The sequence below is a fragment of the Paraherbaspirillum soli genome (genome assembly GCF_042654985.1).
Classification (GTDB): Bacteria; Pseudomonadota; Gammaproteobacteria; order Burkholderiales; family Burkholderiaceae_D; genus Paraherbaspirillum; species Paraherbaspirillum soli.
Genome location: NZ_JBHSMT010000012.1, coordinates 96152 through 112792, shown reverse-complemented (window position 1 = coordinate 112792; position 16641 = coordinate 96152). Strand labels below are relative to the sequence as shown.

Genomic DNA, 16641 nt, shown 5'->3' with positions numbered 1-16641 from the left:
GGGTGCTTAGCTCAGTTGGTAGAGCGGCGCCCTTACAAGGCGTAGGTCGGGAGTTCGAGCCTCTCAGCACCCACCAGGCAGTCAAGCATGAAAATTTGCGATCGCGCTGTAAGGCGTTTGCAATAGCAGTTTTAGGAGTGGTAGTTCAGCTGGTTAGAATACCGGCCTGTCACGCCGGGGGTCGCGGGTTCGAGTCCCGTCCACTCCGCCAAAACACAAAAGGCGAACGAGAGTTCGCCTTTTTTCATATGTGCCACTGATTCATTTCATCAGTCTGTTCTTGATTGGCCAACCATGTTTGAATTTATTCGTACCCATCAGCGTTTGATGCAGTTTTTATTGCTGCTGTTAATCATCCCTTCCTTTGCTCTTGTCGGGCTGCAAAGCTATAGCAGTTTTGGCGAAGGGGCTAACACGATCGCCAAAGTTGCTGGCCAGTCGGTTACCCAGCAAGATCTGGATGCGGCGCTGCGCGACCAAATGAATCGCCTGCGACAAATGTTCGGTGATCAGTTCGATCCTAAAATGGTCGAAACGCCGGAAGCCAAACAGGGTGTGTTGGATAACTTGATTTCGCAGCGCGCATTGACTGCAGCGGTTGGGCGCGAGCATCTGGCTGTCTCTGATCAAACCCTGCAACAAGCCATTCTGGCTGTGCCGGACCTGATCGGAGCCGACGGTAAATTCGATAACGACAAATACAAGGCGCTATTGGCGGCGCAAGGTCTGAACCCCGCTATGTACGAGGCACGGTTGCGCCAGGACATGGTCATGCAACAAATGAACGGTGCTGTGCAGTCGACAGCGTTCGCGCCAATGACAGTGGCGGCGCGTATGTCGGATATCAATGACCAGGAGCGAGAAGTACAGGAATTGCTATTCAAGGCAACCGACTATGCATCGCAGGCTAAAGTCAGCGACGACATGGTGAAGGCCTATTACGAAAAGAATGGTCGTCAGTTCGAGATCCCGGAACAAGTGAAGGCTGAGTATGTGGTGCTGGATAGCGCCACCGTCGCCGCGCAAGTGGCGGTCAGCGATGCCGACGTCAAGTCCTATTACGATCAAAACGTGGATAAGCGCTACACAACGCCGGAACAGCGTCGCGCCAGTCATATCCTGATCTCCTTGAAGAAAGATGCTTCCGCTGTCGAGCAGGCTGCGGCCAAAGCCAAGGCAGAGAATTTACTGGCGCAAGTTCGCAAAAACCCAGCTGAATTTGCCAAGCTGGCGAAAGCGAATTCGCAAGATACCGCGTCCGCTGAATTGGGTGGTGATCTCGGTTACTTCGGTAACGGCATGATGGTCAAGCCGTTCGAGGACGCCGTATCCAAGCTGAAGCAGGGCGAGATCAGTGGCCTGGTGCAGTCCGACTTTGGTTATCACATCATCGAGTTGACCGGTATCAAACCGGCCGGCGTCAAGCCACTCGACGAAGTCAAGGCTGACATTACCGCGGAAATCAAAAAGCAACTGGCGGCAAAGAAGTTTACCGAGTTGGCAGAGATTTTCAGCAATACCGTTTACGAGCAAGCGGACAGCCTGAAGTCGGTGGCGGACAAATTGAAGCTGCAGATTCAGACGGCATCGAATCTGGGGCGTCAACCGAATCCGGCGATCGCGCCTACCGCGCCGTTCAATAATCAGAAATTCCTGACTGCCTTGTACTCAAACGAAGCACTCAAGAATAAACACAATACGGAAGCTGTCGAAGTCGCGCCGAACACGCTGATTGCGGGCCATGTGGTCGAATATAAGCCGGTAAGCAAGCGTCCATTCGAAGAAGTTCAGGCGGCGATACGCGATAAGGTGATGCAGACGGAAGAGGCTGCACTGGCTCAAAAAACAGGCGAGGCAAAGCTGGCTGCGTTGAAGGCGCAAGACAATGCAACCGGTTTTGCTGCAGCTCAAAGCGTGTCGCGAATCAAGAATCAAGGTGTTGCCCCGGCTGCATTTGATGCGGTAATGAAAGCCGATGTCAGCAAGCTGCCGGCTTATGTCGGTGTGGTTTTGCCGCAGCAGGGTTATGCTGTTTATCGCATCGGCAAGGTGGGTCAGCCGGCTACTCCTGATCAGGCCCGTCGCCAAGCGGAGCAGCAGCAAGTGACTGGTGTGCTGGCACAGCAAGAGATGCAGGCTTTCATCAATGTTTTAAAAGAAAAGGCCAAGGTCAAAATTCTGAAGCCGCTGACTGCTGCATCTTCTGTCAGCGATGATGAGAAACTCGACAGCGGATCGTCGGCAGCCTCGAAATAAACACATTGGTAGAAATAAAAAAAAGCCGCTGAAGAGCGGCTTTTTTTATACTGCTGCAGTCAGAACGCATTTTGAATGCAGCTCGAACACTGATGCTTCAATGCGCCAGCAGCGGTTTCAACTGCGGCCAGACATTGTTCAACATGATGGGATGTGCTTGCGCTATCGGGTGTATGCGATCAGCTTGAAACAGGTCTGGCTTGTCAGCCACGCCGTCCAGCAAAAAACTGACGAGCGGAATCTTGGCTTGCTTTGCCACTGTTGCATATAGCGACGCAAATCTTTCGGTATAGTCGCGCCCATAGTTAGGCGGGATGCGCATTCCGACCAACAACACCTTGGCATGCGCTCCTTGAGCTGCGGCGATCATCGTGCGTAAATTGCTTTCGGTGGCGCTCAACTGCAGCCCGCGTAGCGCGTCATTGGCGCCCAGTTCGATTATCACGATGTCCGGTCGCTGTTTCAATAATGCCGGCAGACGCGCTTGGCCGCCGCTGGTGGTCTCGCCGCTGATGCTGGCATTGGTGATGCTGCCAGCTACATGCTCCGCCTTCAGACGCTGTTCCAGCAAAGCGACCCAGCCACTGCCTCGCGCCAGTCCGTATTCCGCCGATAAACTATCCCCTAACACCAGAATCGAATTTGATGCAGAATAGGCGCTGCTCATGCACATCAGGCCGAATAGCAAGGCGGTCAGCTGCAAGCCGGTAGTAACCTTGATGCCAACGCGTTGCTTCCACCTCTGAATTACATTCCACAATCTGGAGTCGATAATCTGCATGCATCAATCCTCTTCTGTTATTCCTGCCACGATGATGACTACGGTCCCCGCTATTGATGTTTGCCGCTTGAGCAAGCGGGTTGCCGATACCAACGGCGAACTGGTGATTCTGGATGATATCAATTTTAACGTTCAGAGCGGCACCACTCTCGCGATTGTCGGGGCCTCAGGTTCCGGCAAGTCGACCTTGCTGGGCTTGTTGGCCGGCTTGGATACGCCTTCGTCAGGGACGGTGATGATCGATGGCATCGATATTTTTGCGGAGGATGAAGATGGACGCGCCGGATTGCGCAAGGACAAACTTGGTTTCGTGTTCCAGTCATTCCAATTGCTGAGTCACTTGAATGCATTGGAAAACGTCATGCTGCCGCTTGAGTTGCGGGGCGACAAGGATGCCAAGGATAAAGCGCAAACGATGCTGGGAAGGGTAGGGCTGGCAAGCCGATTGCGGCATTATCCAAAATATCTGTCGGGCGGCGAGCAGCAAAGAGTGGCCTTGGCGCGTGCTTTCGTTACCGAACCGCCGCTGTTGTTTGCCGATGAGCCGACCGGCAGTCTGGATGCGGCCACCGGCGATGCAGTGATCCAGTTGATGTTCGACCTGAATCAAGAGCGCGGCTCCACCTTGGTCCTGGTCACCCACGATGCATCGATTGCAATGCAATGCCGGCAAACGATTACGATTGCGGCCGGCCGGCTGCTGCGGCCGGGGGATAGTACGCCTGCCGATGCGCAGATATTTCAATAATGAGATTGGAGCAAGTTCGATGGCAGCATGGCTTCCGGTGGCAAAAGCAATTCTTCCCTATGTGAGTGACATCATTGCCGTTGCCGTGCCGGTTTTTACCAGGCGTAAAGGCGCTTCCGAGGAAAGCAAGATCCAGATTTTGCAGCAGCAGGTCATCGAGTTGCAAGGCGCATCCTTGCAAAACATCAGCGACATCAAGGCCTTGGCCGAGCAACTGAAAACGGCGTTGCCGCTGCTGGAGCAAGAAGTGCTGACGGTCGACGCGAAATTGCGTCGCGCGAATGTGTTGTGCGGTGTCGCAGTCGGGGTGGCGGTGTTGGCGCTGGCGGTCGCGTCAATAGCGCTGTTTCGATAAGGTCTGAGGCTGGTAATGTCGATTGCGACGCATATGAAAAACAAATCAGAAAGTCACCATGCAGGACGGAAAACCTGAAAAAAAATCGCGCCGCCGCTTCATCCTCGGCGGTCTCGGCATCGGCGGCGCGCTGATTGTCGGCTGGGGCCTGCTGCCGCCGCGGCAGCGCCTCGTCAGTTCTCATCCATTGCCTACGCAGAATGGAGAAATTGCGTTGAACGGCTGGCTCAAGATCGCGCCGGATGGGATTGTTACGGTGGCGATGCCGCGCAGTGAAATGGGGCAGGGAGTGCATACGGCATTGCCGATGCTGGTTGCGGAAGAGCTGGACGTGCCGTTGTCCCAAGTACGTATCGAGCAAGCGCCGATCGACGGCATCTACGGCAACGTCGCTTTATGGTCGGAGGCCTTGCCGTTTCATCCGGATGACGAAGGCGCGCTCAAATACGCCGCGCAGTGGCTGACGGCCAAAGTCGGGCGCGAATTGGGCATCATGATTACCGGCGGTTCTTCCAGCATCAAAGATGCGTGGCAGCCGATGCGTCTGGCGGGCGCTTCCGCGCGGGCGATGCTGGTGCAGGCCGCCGCCCAGGAGTGGCAGGTTGCGCCGGGCGAGTGCACAGTCAGCGATGGCGTAGTGCGGCATGCCAGCGGCCGTCAGGCTAACTATGGTGCGTTGGCGGCCAAGGCCGCCGGCCTCACGCCGGGTGTCGTCGCGCTCAAACAGCCGCAGGATTTCAAATTGATCGGCCAGTCGCAAGCGCGGCGCGATTCCGCCGTTAAAGTCAACGGCAGCGCCAAATTCGGTATTGATGCCCGCCCGGCCGGCTTGCTGTATGCGGCAGTCAGGATGGCGCCGGTGTTCGGCAGTACGCTGCAGCGCTTCGATGCGACGGCAATCGCACCGTTGCCGGGAGTGGTGAAGGTGGTCGATTTTTCGGCCGCGATCGGTGAACACTTCGGCGCGACCGTTGGCGTTGCGGTGATCGCCAAATCGTTTTGGCAAGCCAGGCAGGCGGCTGAAAAATTGCCGATCGAATGGCAGGAAGGTGCTAGCCATGCCTTGTCGAACGAGGCGATATTCAAGCAATTCTCCGACAGCCTGGAGTCGGAATCCGGTTTCGTGTATCACAGCAGCGGCGATCCTGATTTGGCCATCCCGGCCGCGGCCGGCGCCACGACTTTGGTGCAAGCGACTTACAGCGCGCCGTTTCTGGCGCACGCGACGATGGAGCCTATCAACTGCACCGCCCAGGTCAAGGATGGCAAAGTCAATCTCTGGGTCTCGACCCAAGTACCCAGTATCGCGGTTGACATTGCCGCCAAAATTGCCGGCGTAAAAAGTGACGATGTCGCTATCGAAGTCTTGTACCTGGGCGGCGGTTTCGGCCGGCGGCTGGAGACCGACATGATCGCGCAGGCGGTGGCCATCGCCAAACAGGCTGATGGCGCGCCGGTGCAGATGATCTGGACCCGCGAAGACGACATCCAGCACGATGTCTATCGACCCGCGGCGTTAGCCCAGTTCTCAGCCAGGCTGGATGGCGCCGGCAACGTGCTGGTTTATCACAGCAAGTCGGCCAGCGGTTCGCTGACCTCCCAATTCCTGAAGCGCAATCTGGGCTTGCCGGCTGCCGGACCCGACAAGGCGACCGCGGAAGGCGAGTACGACATGCAGTATGAAATCCCGAATCAGCGGATCGCGCATGTGATCGTGCCAAGTGCGATACCGCTGGGTAATTGGCGTTCCGTCGGGCATTCGCATAATGCGTTTTTCAAAGAAAGCTTTATCGAGGAACTGGCGCATGCCGCTGGTCGCGACCCGGCTGAATTCCGTCTCGGTTTGCTAAAGCGGCATCCGCGTCACAGTGCTGTACTCAAAGCTGCTTTGGAGAAGGCCGGCAAGCCGGAGGCGGGCCGTGCGCATGGCGTGGCGCTGCATCAATCCTTTGGCACCATCGTGGCGCAAGTGGCGGAGGTATCCGTCGCCGATAAGGAAATTCGCGTGCATAAAATTGTTTGCGCAGTCGATTGCGGGATTGCCGTCAATCCCAACATCATTGCCCAGCAAATGGAGTCGGCCGTGATCTATGGCTTGAGTGCGGCGTTAATGGGGGAAGTGACGATCAAGGATGGTCGCGTTGCGCAAAACAATTTCCATGACTATCCGGTACTGCGGATGCATGAAGCGCCGCTGGTCGAAACCGTCATTATCAAGAGCGCCGAGCCGCCGCAAGGCATTGGCGAGCCTGGTGTGCCGCCGGTGGCCCCGGCGGTCGCTGCTGCGGTATTCGCAATTACGGGAAAGCGCTTGCGTAGTTTGCCGTTACGCCTGTCTTAGCCTTTAGCCGCGGTCGCATTCGGCCAGGCGCTTCAGCAGATTGCCTTCCAGCTGCCAGTTGCGCCGTTCGGCGCTGCTGGCGGCTTCGGCTTGAAGCTCGCTTGGGCTTTTTTCCATTTGCGCAAGAATGATTCTTTCCGCCAGGCGCAAGTCCATTTCGACCGGCGCCAGAAAAGCCACCACATCGCCGCGTTGTATCAATAAGGTCGGAAAATTGTCGACGTCCAGATCGCCGATCAGGTCGGCCTGGTCCTCGATGTCGATCCAGGCAAACTGCAGTTGCGGATGGCGCTGCGACAGGGCGGTGAAATTCGTCAGATAATCGCGGCAACTGCCGCACCATCTGGCGCATAGGCAGGCCACTACCCAGCCGTCGTCGGCCAGAACGCGCGCTATTTCGGCGCGATTATCGTTGTCGAGAGTCAAAATTGGCATGGGCGGTATTTTACCGTGAGTGGGCTTTATCTTGCTTGGATTACTGCACTTTGCGCCGATGCCGGGTATTTGGCAAAAGAGGGTGTTGCAGAGTGCAGCCAGAGCACGGGCGGGCGCGGTAAAATACCGCCCATGCCGACTATTCTTGCTATCGAAACTTCGACCGAACTCGCCTCCGCCGCATTATTGCGTGACGGTCAGGTGATTACCCGCGAATCAGCGGGCGTTCAGACCCACTCCCAAACCATATTGCCGATGGTGCAAAGCTTGCTGGCGGAAGCCGGGATAGGCTTATCCCACTGCGACGCGCTGGCGTTTGGCGTCGGCCCCGGTTCGTTTACCGGCGTCCGCACCGCCTGCGGCATCGTGCAAGGACTGGCATTCGGCGTCGATTTGCCGGTACTGCCGGTAGTGACGCTGCAGGCCATGGCGCAGGCTTGTCGCGACCTGGATGGCGCCAGCGAGGTGCTGGCCTTGCTGGATGCGCGCATGGGTGAACTCTACTGGGCGCAATACCGTTATCTGGACGGCGGCTGGCAGGTGCTGGTGGAGCCGACCTTGTCGGCGCCGTCGCAAGTGCTGCCACTGGCCAGCCAACAAGGACCGCTCCAGGCTTGCGGCAATGGCCTGACGGCGTATGCAGACGCTTTTATTGACGCGCAATTTGCCGTCAATGCCCGTCCCGAGGTGATGCCGCATGCGCGCCAGATTGCGCAGCTGGGCAGCGTCGCCTTCGCCCAGGGGCGCGGTTTGAGTGCGGTCGAAGCGCAACCTTTATATTTGCGCAATCAAGTCGCGCTGACTATCGCCGAACGCGCTGCCAAGGTGAAGCCATGAGCGCCAACCTGCTGCCGGACGAGCTGGACTTGTCGCTGTCGTTTGCAGAGATGCGCATGGATGACCTGGATCAGGTGCTTGAGATCGAACAGCGGGTGTATTCGCACCCATGGACGCGCGGTAATTTTGCCGATTCCATCGAGAGCGGATATCAATGCTGGGTATTGCGCGATGCGGCCCAGCTTGTGGTCGCCTATTTCTTCATGATGCTGGCGGTGGATGAAGCGCATTTGCTCAATATCAGCGTGCGTGAGGATAGTCAACGGCGCGGCATCGGCAAAATGCTGCTCGATAAAGTGTGTGCGCTGGCGCGTGAAAACGCCATGCGCTCGGTGCTGCTGGAAGTGCGGCCATCGAACACGCGCGCGATCGCGATCTACCAGCGTTATGGTTTTGCCGAAATCGGCCGCCGCCGCGCTTATTATCCCGCTGCCGGCGATAGCCGCGAAGATGCCATTGTGATGAGCTTGCCGCTATGAATTCAATCTCAAGACGAACGGCTTTTCTTGATGAGATCGGTATCGGTCCGGTCTGGCTGAGGCGGCATTCCGGCGATGAGCCGCTGCAGCCCGTGTCGGAATTGGCGCAAGAATTAATCGTAGTAGCAGAACCGGCGGTAGAGCTACCGGTTGCACCAGCTCCGGTCGTTGTCGAACCAATGCCGCCGGCAGCCCCAGTGCAAGCGCCGCCAAGTACAGCGGAAGCGACAGCCCCGACCGTCTCCGCCTGGTCGGATGAGCCCGAACCGCCAGTTGTCTGGCCGGCCGTCCCCAAGGCGCCGGACAATCCGGCAAGCGCATCGCTGCAGGTCGCAGAACTCGACTGGTCGCAATTGCAAGATGCAGTGGCCGGATGTACCCGCTGCGGCCTGTGCCACGGCCGCCGCAATACCGTATTCGGCGTCGGCGACAAGCAGGCGAAATGGCTGTTCATCGGCGAAGGGCCGGGGCGCAACGAGGATATGCAAGGTGAACCCTTTGTCGGTCCTGCCGGCAAGCTGCTGGATAACATGCTGGTGGCAATGGGACTCAAGCGCGGCGACAACGCCTACATCGCCAATATCGTCAAATGCCGGCCGACCGACGACAACGGCCGCGACCGGCCGCCTTCTGCGGAAGAAGTTGCTGCCTGCCTGCCGTATTTGCAACGGCAAATCGCATTGATCCAGCCGACCGTGCTGGTGGCGCTGGGTAAAACCGCGGCGCTGTCACTGCTCGAATTGGACCCCAAGACCCCGGTGTCGACACTGCGCGGCAAAGTCCATCGCTATGCGGGGCGGCCATTGGTGGTGACATATCACCCCGCCTACCTGTTGCGCCAGCTGGCCGATAAAGGCAAGGTCTGGAGCGATCTGTGTCTAGCCATGAGCACCTATGCCAACCCCGGTGAGTGATATCAGCCCAGATTCAGCTGAATTCCAGGCCCAGTTTCATCAGCGCTGGAACCATCTCAACGATCCGCATGTTCGGGCCTTGGCCTGGTTGCTGGATGCGCCTGACCTGCTGGATGCGCAAGCGCCGCAGTGGCAAGGCAAGATCGCCACTTACGCCGACCGGAATTTGGCGGCATGGCTGGCCTCGCTGGAGAGCGAGCCGGAGCAATTGCAGCAATTGCACAACTATATCGGCAGCTTGCCGTCGGCCCGGCTCGGGCTGTACGCAGAAAAACTGATGGCGTTTTACTTCCAGCAGCGACAGTTGCTGGTAGCGCACAGCGTGCAAGTCAGGGCCAGCAAAAACGACACCATCGGCGAATTCGATTTTTTATTGCGTTTGAACGGAGAGTTGGTGCACTGGGAGTTCGCCACCAAGTTTTACCTGCTTGAAACCAGCGACGACAGCCGTCAGGCGGAAGATTTTCTCGGCCCCAACCTGGCAGATTCGCTAGGTGCAAAAATGCAAAAGATTTTGCATCGCCAACTGGCGTTGTCGCAGCATCCCGCTGCACAACCCCATCTGGAACAAGGGATCGCATCCGCGCAGGCGCTGGTGAAAGGGTGGCTGTTTTATCAGAACGATCACTTGGCACTGCCCGCTGTATTGGGAGTCTCCGCCAACGCTTGCCGCGGTTATTGGTGCGGCTTGTCGACCGTGCCGCTGGACGATGCCGCAACATATGTGTTGTTGACGCGCCAACGTTGGCTGGCGCCGGCAAAAATTCCATTGGAGCAGTCGTTCAGCGCGATGCAAGTCCGGCAAATTTTGCTGCAGCACTTCAGCGCGGACGAGTCGCCGGTGATGTTGGCGACCTTGCGTCCGCAGGATGGCTATGGACTTGAAACTTGCAGGGGATTTGTGGTGCCGGACGACTGGGGACAGCGGGCTGCCGAACAGCGCCGCGTGGCGGCAGCGAAATCCAGTTGATTTCGCCGCGGCCCACGGCTTACGGGGCTGATAAAGCTCAATGCTTGGCTTCACCAATCAACGCCAGCGAATCATGTTCGCGCTGATTGGCCGCATGCCAACGCATGATGAAAAACATGATGCCGGCGACAAACAGCCCGAACATGAAGATCACCACGTTCACATCCAGATCCATTTTGATCATCCCTGCATACAGCACCAGCATGGTCAAAATGGACAGGTTCTCGTTGAAATTTTGCACCGCAATCGAGTGGCCTGCGCTCATCAGCACATGACCGCGATGCTGTAGCAGCGCATTCATCGGCACCACAAAATACCCGGACAGCGCGCCGATGATAATCAGCAGCGGATAGGCGGTCCAGACCGAATGCACCACCGTCATCAACATGACGACGATCCCCATCACAATCCCCATGGGCATCACCGACAGCGATTTTTTCAGCGGGATGATGCGGGCTGCGGTAATCGCTCCAAGCGCGACGCCGAATGCCACGATGCCTTGCAGGATGGCGGCTTTGTCGAGCGGCATATTGAGCGATTTCTCGGCCCACTTCAGCACGATAAATTGCAGCGTCGCGCCGGCTCCCCAGAATAGCGTGGTGACCGCCAGTGAAATCTGGCCCAGCTTGTCTTTCCATAAAATCGCGCAGCAGTTGGCGAAATCAGTGACCAGCTTGGCCGGATTGCGCTCCTGGTGGGCGTAGCGGGCACCGGTATCTGGGATTTTAAGATTGAAAATGGTGGCGGCCAGATACAGCGCTCCAATCACGCTCAAGGCCGCATGGGTAGGGGTATGCAAACTCCATTTGAGCACCGGCACCTGCAATTGCAGCAGGACCGAGGTGACTTGCGGGTTGACCAATGCGCCGCCCAGAACCGTGCCGAGAATGATGGACGCCATGGTCAAGCCTTCGATCCAGCCGTTGGCGGCGACCAGTTTTTCGGCTGGCAGCAACTCGGTCAGGATGCCGTACTTGGCCGGTGAATACGCTGCCGCGCCGAAGCCGACGATGCCATAGGCTATCAGCGGATGGACATTAACGAACATCATCAGGCAGCCGAAAATCTTGATCATGTTGGTAATGAACATCACGCGGCCTTTCGGCAGCGAATCGGCAAAAGCACCGACAAAAGCTGCCAACAGCACGTAAGACAATACAAAAAACAGCTTGAGCAAAGGCGTCATCCAGGCCGGCGACGCAATTTCAGCCAGCAATGCAATCGCCGCTATAAGCAGGGCGTTATCGGCCAGCGAGGAAAAAAACTGCGCCGCCATGATGGTATAAAAACCGCGATTCATTCGCATCTTAGAATGTAACAATGTGTCTCCGGCCTGCTTTATACCATGAAAATATGACACTCCCGTGATTATGGATGAGCATTGGAAGGAATTATCCAGACGCTGTAATTCATCCAGTAAAATGCTTCCCTTCTAATAAAAATACCTGCCAGAGCCTTCATTCATGCCCAGACCAATCGTCGCGACCATTGATATTTCGGCGTTAAAACACAACTTGCGTGTAGCCAAATCCCATGCGCCAAACGCAAAAGTATGGGCGGTGCTCAAGGCAAACGCATACGGTCATGGCCTGGAACGCGGCATGCGCGGCTTTGCCGAGGCCGACGGTCTGGCCTTGGTCGAGCCGGAATATGCGTTGCGCCTGCGCGAACTGGGCTGGCGCAAGCCGATCTTGCTGCTGGAGGGCGTCTTCGATGGTGCTGATCTGGCAACCGTGGTGCAGGCACGGCTTGAGTTCACGGTGCATTGCGTCGAACAGATTGCGTTGCTTGAGCGGGCAGGCCTCGGTTCGGACCCAACGCTGGACATCCATTTGAAAATGAATAGCGGCATGAACCGGCTAGGCTTCAAACCGGATGCGTATCGCGCCGCCTACGCCCGCCTGCGTGCGATCCCGGCGGTGCGCAACATCAGTCTGATGACGCATTTTGCCAATGCCGACGATCCGCTCAACCCTGGCTTGCCATTGCTGCAACAGATGCAGCGTTTCGAGCAAGGCGCGGCTGGCTTGCCTGGCGAGCGCAGCGTCGCCAATTCTGCTGCCGATCTGATGCATCCTGAATTGCGCGCCGACTGGATCCGGCCCGGCATCATGTTGTACGGCGCCACGCCGGGTGCCGCAAGCGCCGAGACTTTCGGCTTGAAACCGGCGATGACGCTGACCAGCGAGATCATCGGCATTCAACGCATCGAGGCCGGCGAGACGGTCGGTTACGGTAGCCGCTTTGTGGCGGCCGGGCCGATGACGATCGGCGTGGTGGCTTGCGGTTATGCCGACGGTTATCCGCGGCATGCGCCGAATGGCGGACCGGTGCTGGTCGATGGGGTGCGTTGCGGGATTGTCGGGCGGGTTTCGATGGATATGTTTTCGGTTGATTTGACGCAGGTGGCGGGGGCTGGGGTAGGGAGTAAGGTCACTTTGTGGGGGGAGGGGTTGCCGATTGATGAGGTGGCGCATGCTGCGGGGACGATTGGGTATGAGTTGATGTGTGCGTTAGCGGCGCGGGTGCGGGTGGTGGAGGTGGGGGGATAGGGCTGGCGGCTGCTCCGCCAATCAACGAGTTAAATGGGGTCAGAGTTTTTTTACGGCTGTCTTATCGCCGTAAATTACTCTGACCCCTTTTAACGGGCCACGGAGCGCCGAGGGTTGTTTTTAGCTGTTTTGGTTTTGACGATCTCAGCTTTTCGCCCTGACGGCGACTTACTTTATTTTGCTTCGCTTCGCCAAAATAAAGTAAGCAAACAAAAGGCGACCGCAAGCCACTGCCCTCCCTTTGGTCGGGTCCCCAAATGTGTCGTCTATCAGTCGGGTGTGAAGACAAACTCGCTACGCTCAAACATGTCTTCCCACAATTCCCGACTGACAGCCGCCACATTTGGCAGCGTCCCAATGCGGAATGCAGGTCAAAATCAACTGCAACTGCAACTGCAACCCAAATTTTGTTTCATGTTTTTCACTAAATAGATTGTTGAACCGAATGGCCAAAGCTAAAACCAATTACACCTGTACCGAATGCGGCGGCGTCGCTAATAAGTGGACTGGGCAATGTCCGTCCTGCGGGCAGTGGAATACGCTGGTGGAAACCCTCGTGGAGGCGGTCGGCAATCGCTTTTCGAATCAGCATCAGGGGCTGGCGCAGACCGCGCCGGTGATGACCTTGGCCGATATCGAGGCGATCGACGTGCCGCGCTTCGGTACCGGGATCGAGGAGTTCGACCGGGTGCTGGGCGGCGGACTGGTCGCGGGCGGGGTGGTGCTGATCGGCGGCGATCCTGGGATCGGCAAGTCGACGCTGTTGTTGCAGGCGCTGGCCAATCTGTCGCAGGTAAAAAAAGTCCTGTACGTCAGCGGCGAAGAATCCGGGGCGCAAATTGCATTGCGCGCCAAACGGCTGGCAGTCGATGCCAAGGATCTGAAGCTGCAAGCTGAAATCCAGCTCGAAAAAATTCTCAACACACTGGTCGAACACAAGCCCGAAGTGGCGGTCATCGACTCGATCCAGACCGTGTATTCCGATGCGCTCAGTTCGGCCCCGGGATCGGTGGCGCAGGTGCGCGAGTGCGCGGCGCAATTGACCCGGGTGGCCAAGCAGTCGGGCATCACCATCATCATGGTCGGCCACGTGACCAAGGAAGGGGCGCTGGCCGGGCCGCGCGTGCTGGAGCATATCGTCGATACCGTGTTGTATTTCGAAGGCGATACCCATTCCAGTTTCCGCCTGGTGCGGGCGTTTAAAAACCGCTTCGGCGCCGTCAATGAACTGGGCGTTTTTGCGATGACCGAAAAAGGCTTGAAGGGCGTATCGAATCCATCCGCGCTGTTCTTGTCGCAGCATGACAACCAGGTGCCGGGTTCCTGCGTGATGGTGACACAAGAAGGCACGCGGCCGTTGCTGGTCGAAATCCAGGCGCTGGTCGATGCCTCGCATGTGCCGAACGCACGCCGCTTGTCGGTCGGTCTGGAGCAGAACCGCCTGGCAATGCTGCTGGCGGTGCTGCATCGGCATGCCGGGATTGCTGCTTTCGACCAGGATGTGTTTATCAATGCGGTCGGCGGCGTCAAGATCACCGAGCCGGCGGCCGATCTGGCGGTGCTGCTGGCGATCCATTCGTCGATGCGCAACCGGCCGCTGCCGCGCGGCTTGGTGGTGTTCGGGGAAGTCGGTCTGGCCGGTGAAATCCGCCCTGCGCCGCGTGGTCAGGAACGTTTGCGCGAAGCGGCCAAACTGGGGTTTTCGATTGCGATGATCCCGAAATCGAATGCGCCCAAACAAAAGATCGAAGGTTTGACCGTGCTGGCGGTGGAGCGCATCGACGATGCTTTGACTAAAATACGCGAGGCCGAATAGGGCCACCGTGGCTTGTTTAAATAAAAGGACAAAAAAATGAAAACCAAAGCAGCTATCGCATGGAAAGCCGGTCAGCCATTGACCATCGAGGAAGTCGAGTTGGGCGGCCCGCGGGCCGGTGAAGTGCTGGTTGAAATCAAGGCCACCGGGATTTGCCACACCGATTATTACACTCTGTCCGGAGCCGACCCGGAAGGTATTTTTCCGTCGATCCTGGGCCATGAGGGCGCCGGCATCGTGGTCGATGTCGGCCCCGACGTCAAAAGCCTGAAGAAAGACGATCATGTGATCCCGCTGTACACGCCGGAATGCCGTCAATGCAAATTCTGCCTGTCGCAAAAAACCAATCTGTGCCAATCGATCCGCTCGACTCAGGGACGCGGCTTGATGCCGGATGCAACTAGCCGCTTTTCGATAGACGGCAAGCCGATTTTTCATTACATGGGCACATCGACCTTTTCCAATTACATCGTGGTGCCGGAAATCGCGCTGGCCAAGATCCGCGAAGATGCGCCGTTCGACAAGGTCTGCTACATCGGCTGCGGCGTCACCACCGGGGTCGGCGCGGTGCTGTTCACCGCCCAGGTGGAAGCCGGCGCCAATGTGGTGGTGTTCGGTCTCGGCGGCATCGGCTTGAACGTGATCCAGGCGGCGCGCATGGTCGGCGCCGACAAGATCATCGGCATCGACATCAACCCGGCGCGCGAGCAGATGGCGCGCAAATTCGGCATGACCCATTTCATCAACCCGAACGACGTCGAAAACGTGGTCGATGCCATCATCGGCCTGACCGATGGCGGCGCCGACTATAGTTTTGAATGCATCGGCAACACCACCACCATGCGCCAGGCGCTGGAGTGCTGCCATAAGGGCTGGGGCCAGTCTATCGTGATCGGGGTGGCCGCCGCCGGTCAGGAAATCAGCACCCGGCCGTTCCAGCTGGTGACCGGCCGGGTCTGGAAAGGTTCGGCATTCGGCGGCGCCCGCGGCCGTACCGACGTCCCGAAAATCGTCGACTGGTACATGGACGGCAAACTGAATATCGACGACCTGATCACCCATCGTTTGCCACTGGACCGGATCAACGAAGGCTTCGATCTGATGAAGAGCGGCGAGTCGATTCGCTCGGTGGTTATTTATTGACGGACAGTGCCAATTCGGTAGGTCGGAAAAGCGTAGCGTCTTCCGACGGCGTGAATTGCATCAGCCGGTCAGGCCCGTGGTTTTTTTAGCGGCTGGAGGCACGTCGGAAGGCGCTGCGCTTTTCCGACCTACGCCGTATTTTTAGTCAACAGGATTATCGGGACGCATATGGAGCTCATCAGCGAACATGCCTGCTTTGGCGGCATACAAGGTTTTTACCGGCACGCATCGGCTGAAATCGGCTTGCCGATGCGGTTTTCGGTATTCCAGCCGCCGCAAGCCCGGCTGGGGCCGGTGCCGGTGCTGATGTATCTGGCCGGCCTGACCTGTACCGAAGAAACCTTCATGATCAAGGCCGGCGCCCAGCGTTACGCGGCGCAGCACGGCATCATGCTGGTGGCGCCGGATACCAGTCCGCGCGGCACCGGTATCGCCGGCGTTGCCGATAGCTGGGATTTCGGCGATGGCGCAGGGTTTTACCTGGACGCGACGCAAGCGCCGTGGGCCTCGAATTTCCGGATGTATTCGTACGTGCTGCACGAGCTGCGACAAACGATTTTGAAGCAGTTCCCGGCGCAGCCCGACCGCATCGGTATTTTCGGTCATTCGATGGGCGGCCATGGGGCGCTGGTGCTGGCCTTGCGCAATCCGGCGATTTTTCATTCGGTGTCGGCGTTTGCGCCGATCGCCGCACCCAGCCACTGCCCGTGGGGGCAAAAGGCTTTCGGAAATTATCTGGGCGCGGATCAAGCCGCGTGGCAGCAGTACGACGCAACGGCCTTGATGCAGGGGCTGCAGCAGCCGTTCCCGCAGGGGATATTGATCGATCAGGGCCTGGGCGATAAATTCCTGACCGAGCAATTAATGCCGGAACGCTTCGAAGCCGCCTGCGCGCAGGCGCAACAACCGCTGACCCTGCGCCGCCACGCCGGCTACGACCACGGCTATTACTTCATCTCGACCATGATTGAGGATCATCTGGCTTTTCACCATCGGATACTGACGGCGAATTAG

At 57.8% G+C, this 16641-nt stretch carries 15 protein-coding genes and 2 tRNA genes; 14 read left to right on the top strand and 3 right to left on the bottom strand.

What is annotated here, in order from left to right:
• The 3 genes from ACFPM8_RS06805 to ACFPM8_RS06795 all read left to right on the top strand — a co-directional run bounded on the left by ACFPM8_RS06805 (position 1) and on the right by ACFPM8_RS06795 (position 2256).
• A tRNA-Val gene (locus ACFPM8_RS06805) sits at positions 1-76 on the top strand.
• 58 nt (positions 77-134) lie between these two features.
• Positions 135-211 (top strand) — tRNA-Asp (locus tag ACFPM8_RS06800).
• Between the two features lie 83 nt (positions 212-294).
• Positions 295-2256, top strand: coding sequence for a SurA N-terminal domain-containing protein (locus ACFPM8_RS06795; protein ID WP_378996357.1), 1962 nt, complete (start codon positions 295-297; stop codon positions 2254-2256).
• A gap of 97 nt (positions 2257-2353) precedes the next feature.
• Here ACFPM8_RS06795 and ACFPM8_RS06790 read toward each other — a convergent pair whose 3' ends face one another.
• Complete coding sequence (locus tag ACFPM8_RS06790) at positions 2354-3037, bottom strand: arylesterase (RefSeq protein WP_378996355.1); 684 nt, start codon at positions 3035-3037, stop codon at positions 2354-2356.
• Here ACFPM8_RS06790 and ACFPM8_RS06785 point away from each other — a divergent pair.
• The 3 genes from ACFPM8_RS06785 to ACFPM8_RS06775 are packed head-to-tail and all read left to right on the top strand — an operon-like array spanning position 3036 to position 6481.
• Positions 3036-3785, top strand: a complete 750-nt coding sequence (locus tag ACFPM8_RS06785) for an ABC transporter ATP-binding protein (RefSeq protein WP_378996353.1) — start codon at positions 3036-3038, stop codon at positions 3783-3785. The genes ACFPM8_RS06790 and ACFPM8_RS06785 overlap by 2 nt on opposite strands.
• A 19-nt stretch (positions 3786-3804) precedes the next feature.
• Positions 3805-4140, top strand: a complete 336-nt coding sequence (locus ACFPM8_RS06780) for a hypothetical protein (RefSeq protein WP_378996352.1) — start codon at positions 3805-3807, stop codon at positions 4138-4140.
• Positions 4141-4198: 58 nt separating this feature from the next.
• Positions 4199-6481, top strand: a complete 2283-nt coding sequence (locus ACFPM8_RS06775; protein WP_378996350.1) for a xanthine dehydrogenase family protein molybdopterin-binding subunit — start codon at positions 4199-4201, stop codon at positions 6479-6481.
• Between the two features lie 3 nt (positions 6482-6484).
• Here ACFPM8_RS06775 and ACFPM8_RS06770 read toward each other — a convergent pair whose 3' ends face one another.
• The gene (locus ACFPM8_RS06770) at positions 6485-6916 is read right to left on the bottom strand and encodes a thioredoxin family protein (RefSeq protein ID WP_378996348.1); all 432 of its coding nucleotides are present in this window, start codon (positions 6914-6916) and stop codon (positions 6485-6487) included.
• 132 nt (positions 6917-7048) lie between these two features.
• Between ACFPM8_RS06770 and tsaB the strand changes: the two genes are divergently transcribed.
• The 4 genes from tsaB to ACFPM8_RS06750 are packed head-to-tail and all read left to right on the top strand — an operon-like array spanning position 7049 to position 10116.
• A complete protein-coding gene (gene tsaB, locus ACFPM8_RS06765; protein ID WP_378996346.1) occupies positions 7049-7753 on the top strand; it encodes a tRNA (adenosine(37)-N6)-threonylcarbamoyltransferase complex dimerization subunit type 1 TsaB in 705 nt (234 codons plus the stop codon).
• Positions 7750-8232 (top strand): ribosomal protein S18-alanine N-acetyltransferase, encoded by a 483-nt coding sequence (gene rimI, locus ACFPM8_RS06760; protein WP_378996343.1) that lies wholly within the window; start codon positions 7750-7752, stop codon positions 8230-8232. Before tsaB ends, rimI begins: the two co-directional genes overlap by 4 nt.
• On the top strand, positions 8229-9146 hold the full coding sequence (locus ACFPM8_RS06755) for a uracil-DNA glycosylase (RefSeq protein ID WP_378996341.1): 918 nt from the start codon (positions 8229-8231) through the stop codon (positions 9144-9146). The genes rimI and ACFPM8_RS06755 overlap by 4 nt, the downstream gene beginning before the upstream one ends.
• Positions 9127-10116, top strand: a complete 990-nt coding sequence (locus ACFPM8_RS06750) for a DUF1853 family protein (RefSeq protein ID WP_378996338.1) — start codon at positions 9127-9129, stop codon at positions 10114-10116. Before ACFPM8_RS06755 ends, ACFPM8_RS06750 begins: the two co-directional genes overlap by 20 nt.
• Positions 10117-10153: 37 nt before the next feature.
• On the opposite strand, the gene lplT is transcribed toward ACFPM8_RS06750, so the two are convergent.
• On the bottom strand, positions 10154-11416 hold the full coding sequence (gene lplT / locus ACFPM8_RS06745) for a lysophospholipid transporter LplT (protein ID WP_378996336.1): 1263 nt from the start codon (positions 11414-11416) through the stop codon (positions 10154-10156).
• 163 nt (positions 11417-11579) lie between these two features.
• Here lplT and alr point away from each other — a divergent pair, with 163 nt between their 5' ends.
• The 4 genes from alr to fghA all read left to right on the top strand — a co-directional run bounded on the left by alr (position 11580) and on the right by fghA (position 16641).
• Positions 11580-12668: an alanine racemase gene (alr, locus tag ACFPM8_RS06740; RefSeq protein ID WP_378996334.1), complete on the top strand. Its 1089-nt coding sequence runs from the start codon at positions 11580-11582 to the stop codon at positions 12666-12668.
• A 445-nt stretch (positions 12669-13113) separates the two neighbouring features.
• Positions 13114-14484 carry a DNA repair protein RadA gene (gene radA, locus ACFPM8_RS06735; RefSeq protein ID WP_378996332.1) on the top strand — a complete coding sequence of 457 codons (1371 nt, stop codon included), beginning with the start codon at positions 13114-13116 and terminating at the stop codon, positions 14482-14484.
• 36 nt (positions 14485-14520) lie between these two features.
• Positions 14521-15627: an S-(hydroxymethyl)glutathione dehydrogenase/class III alcohol dehydrogenase gene (locus ACFPM8_RS06730; protein WP_378996330.1), complete on the top strand. Its 1107-nt coding sequence runs from the start codon at positions 14521-14523 to the stop codon at positions 15625-15627.
• 168 nt (positions 15628-15795) lie between these two features.
• Positions 15796-16641 carry an S-formylglutathione hydrolase gene (gene fghA / locus ACFPM8_RS06725; RefSeq protein ID WP_378996328.1) on the top strand — a complete coding sequence of 282 codons (846 nt, stop codon included), beginning with the start codon at positions 15796-15798 and terminating at the stop codon, positions 16639-16641.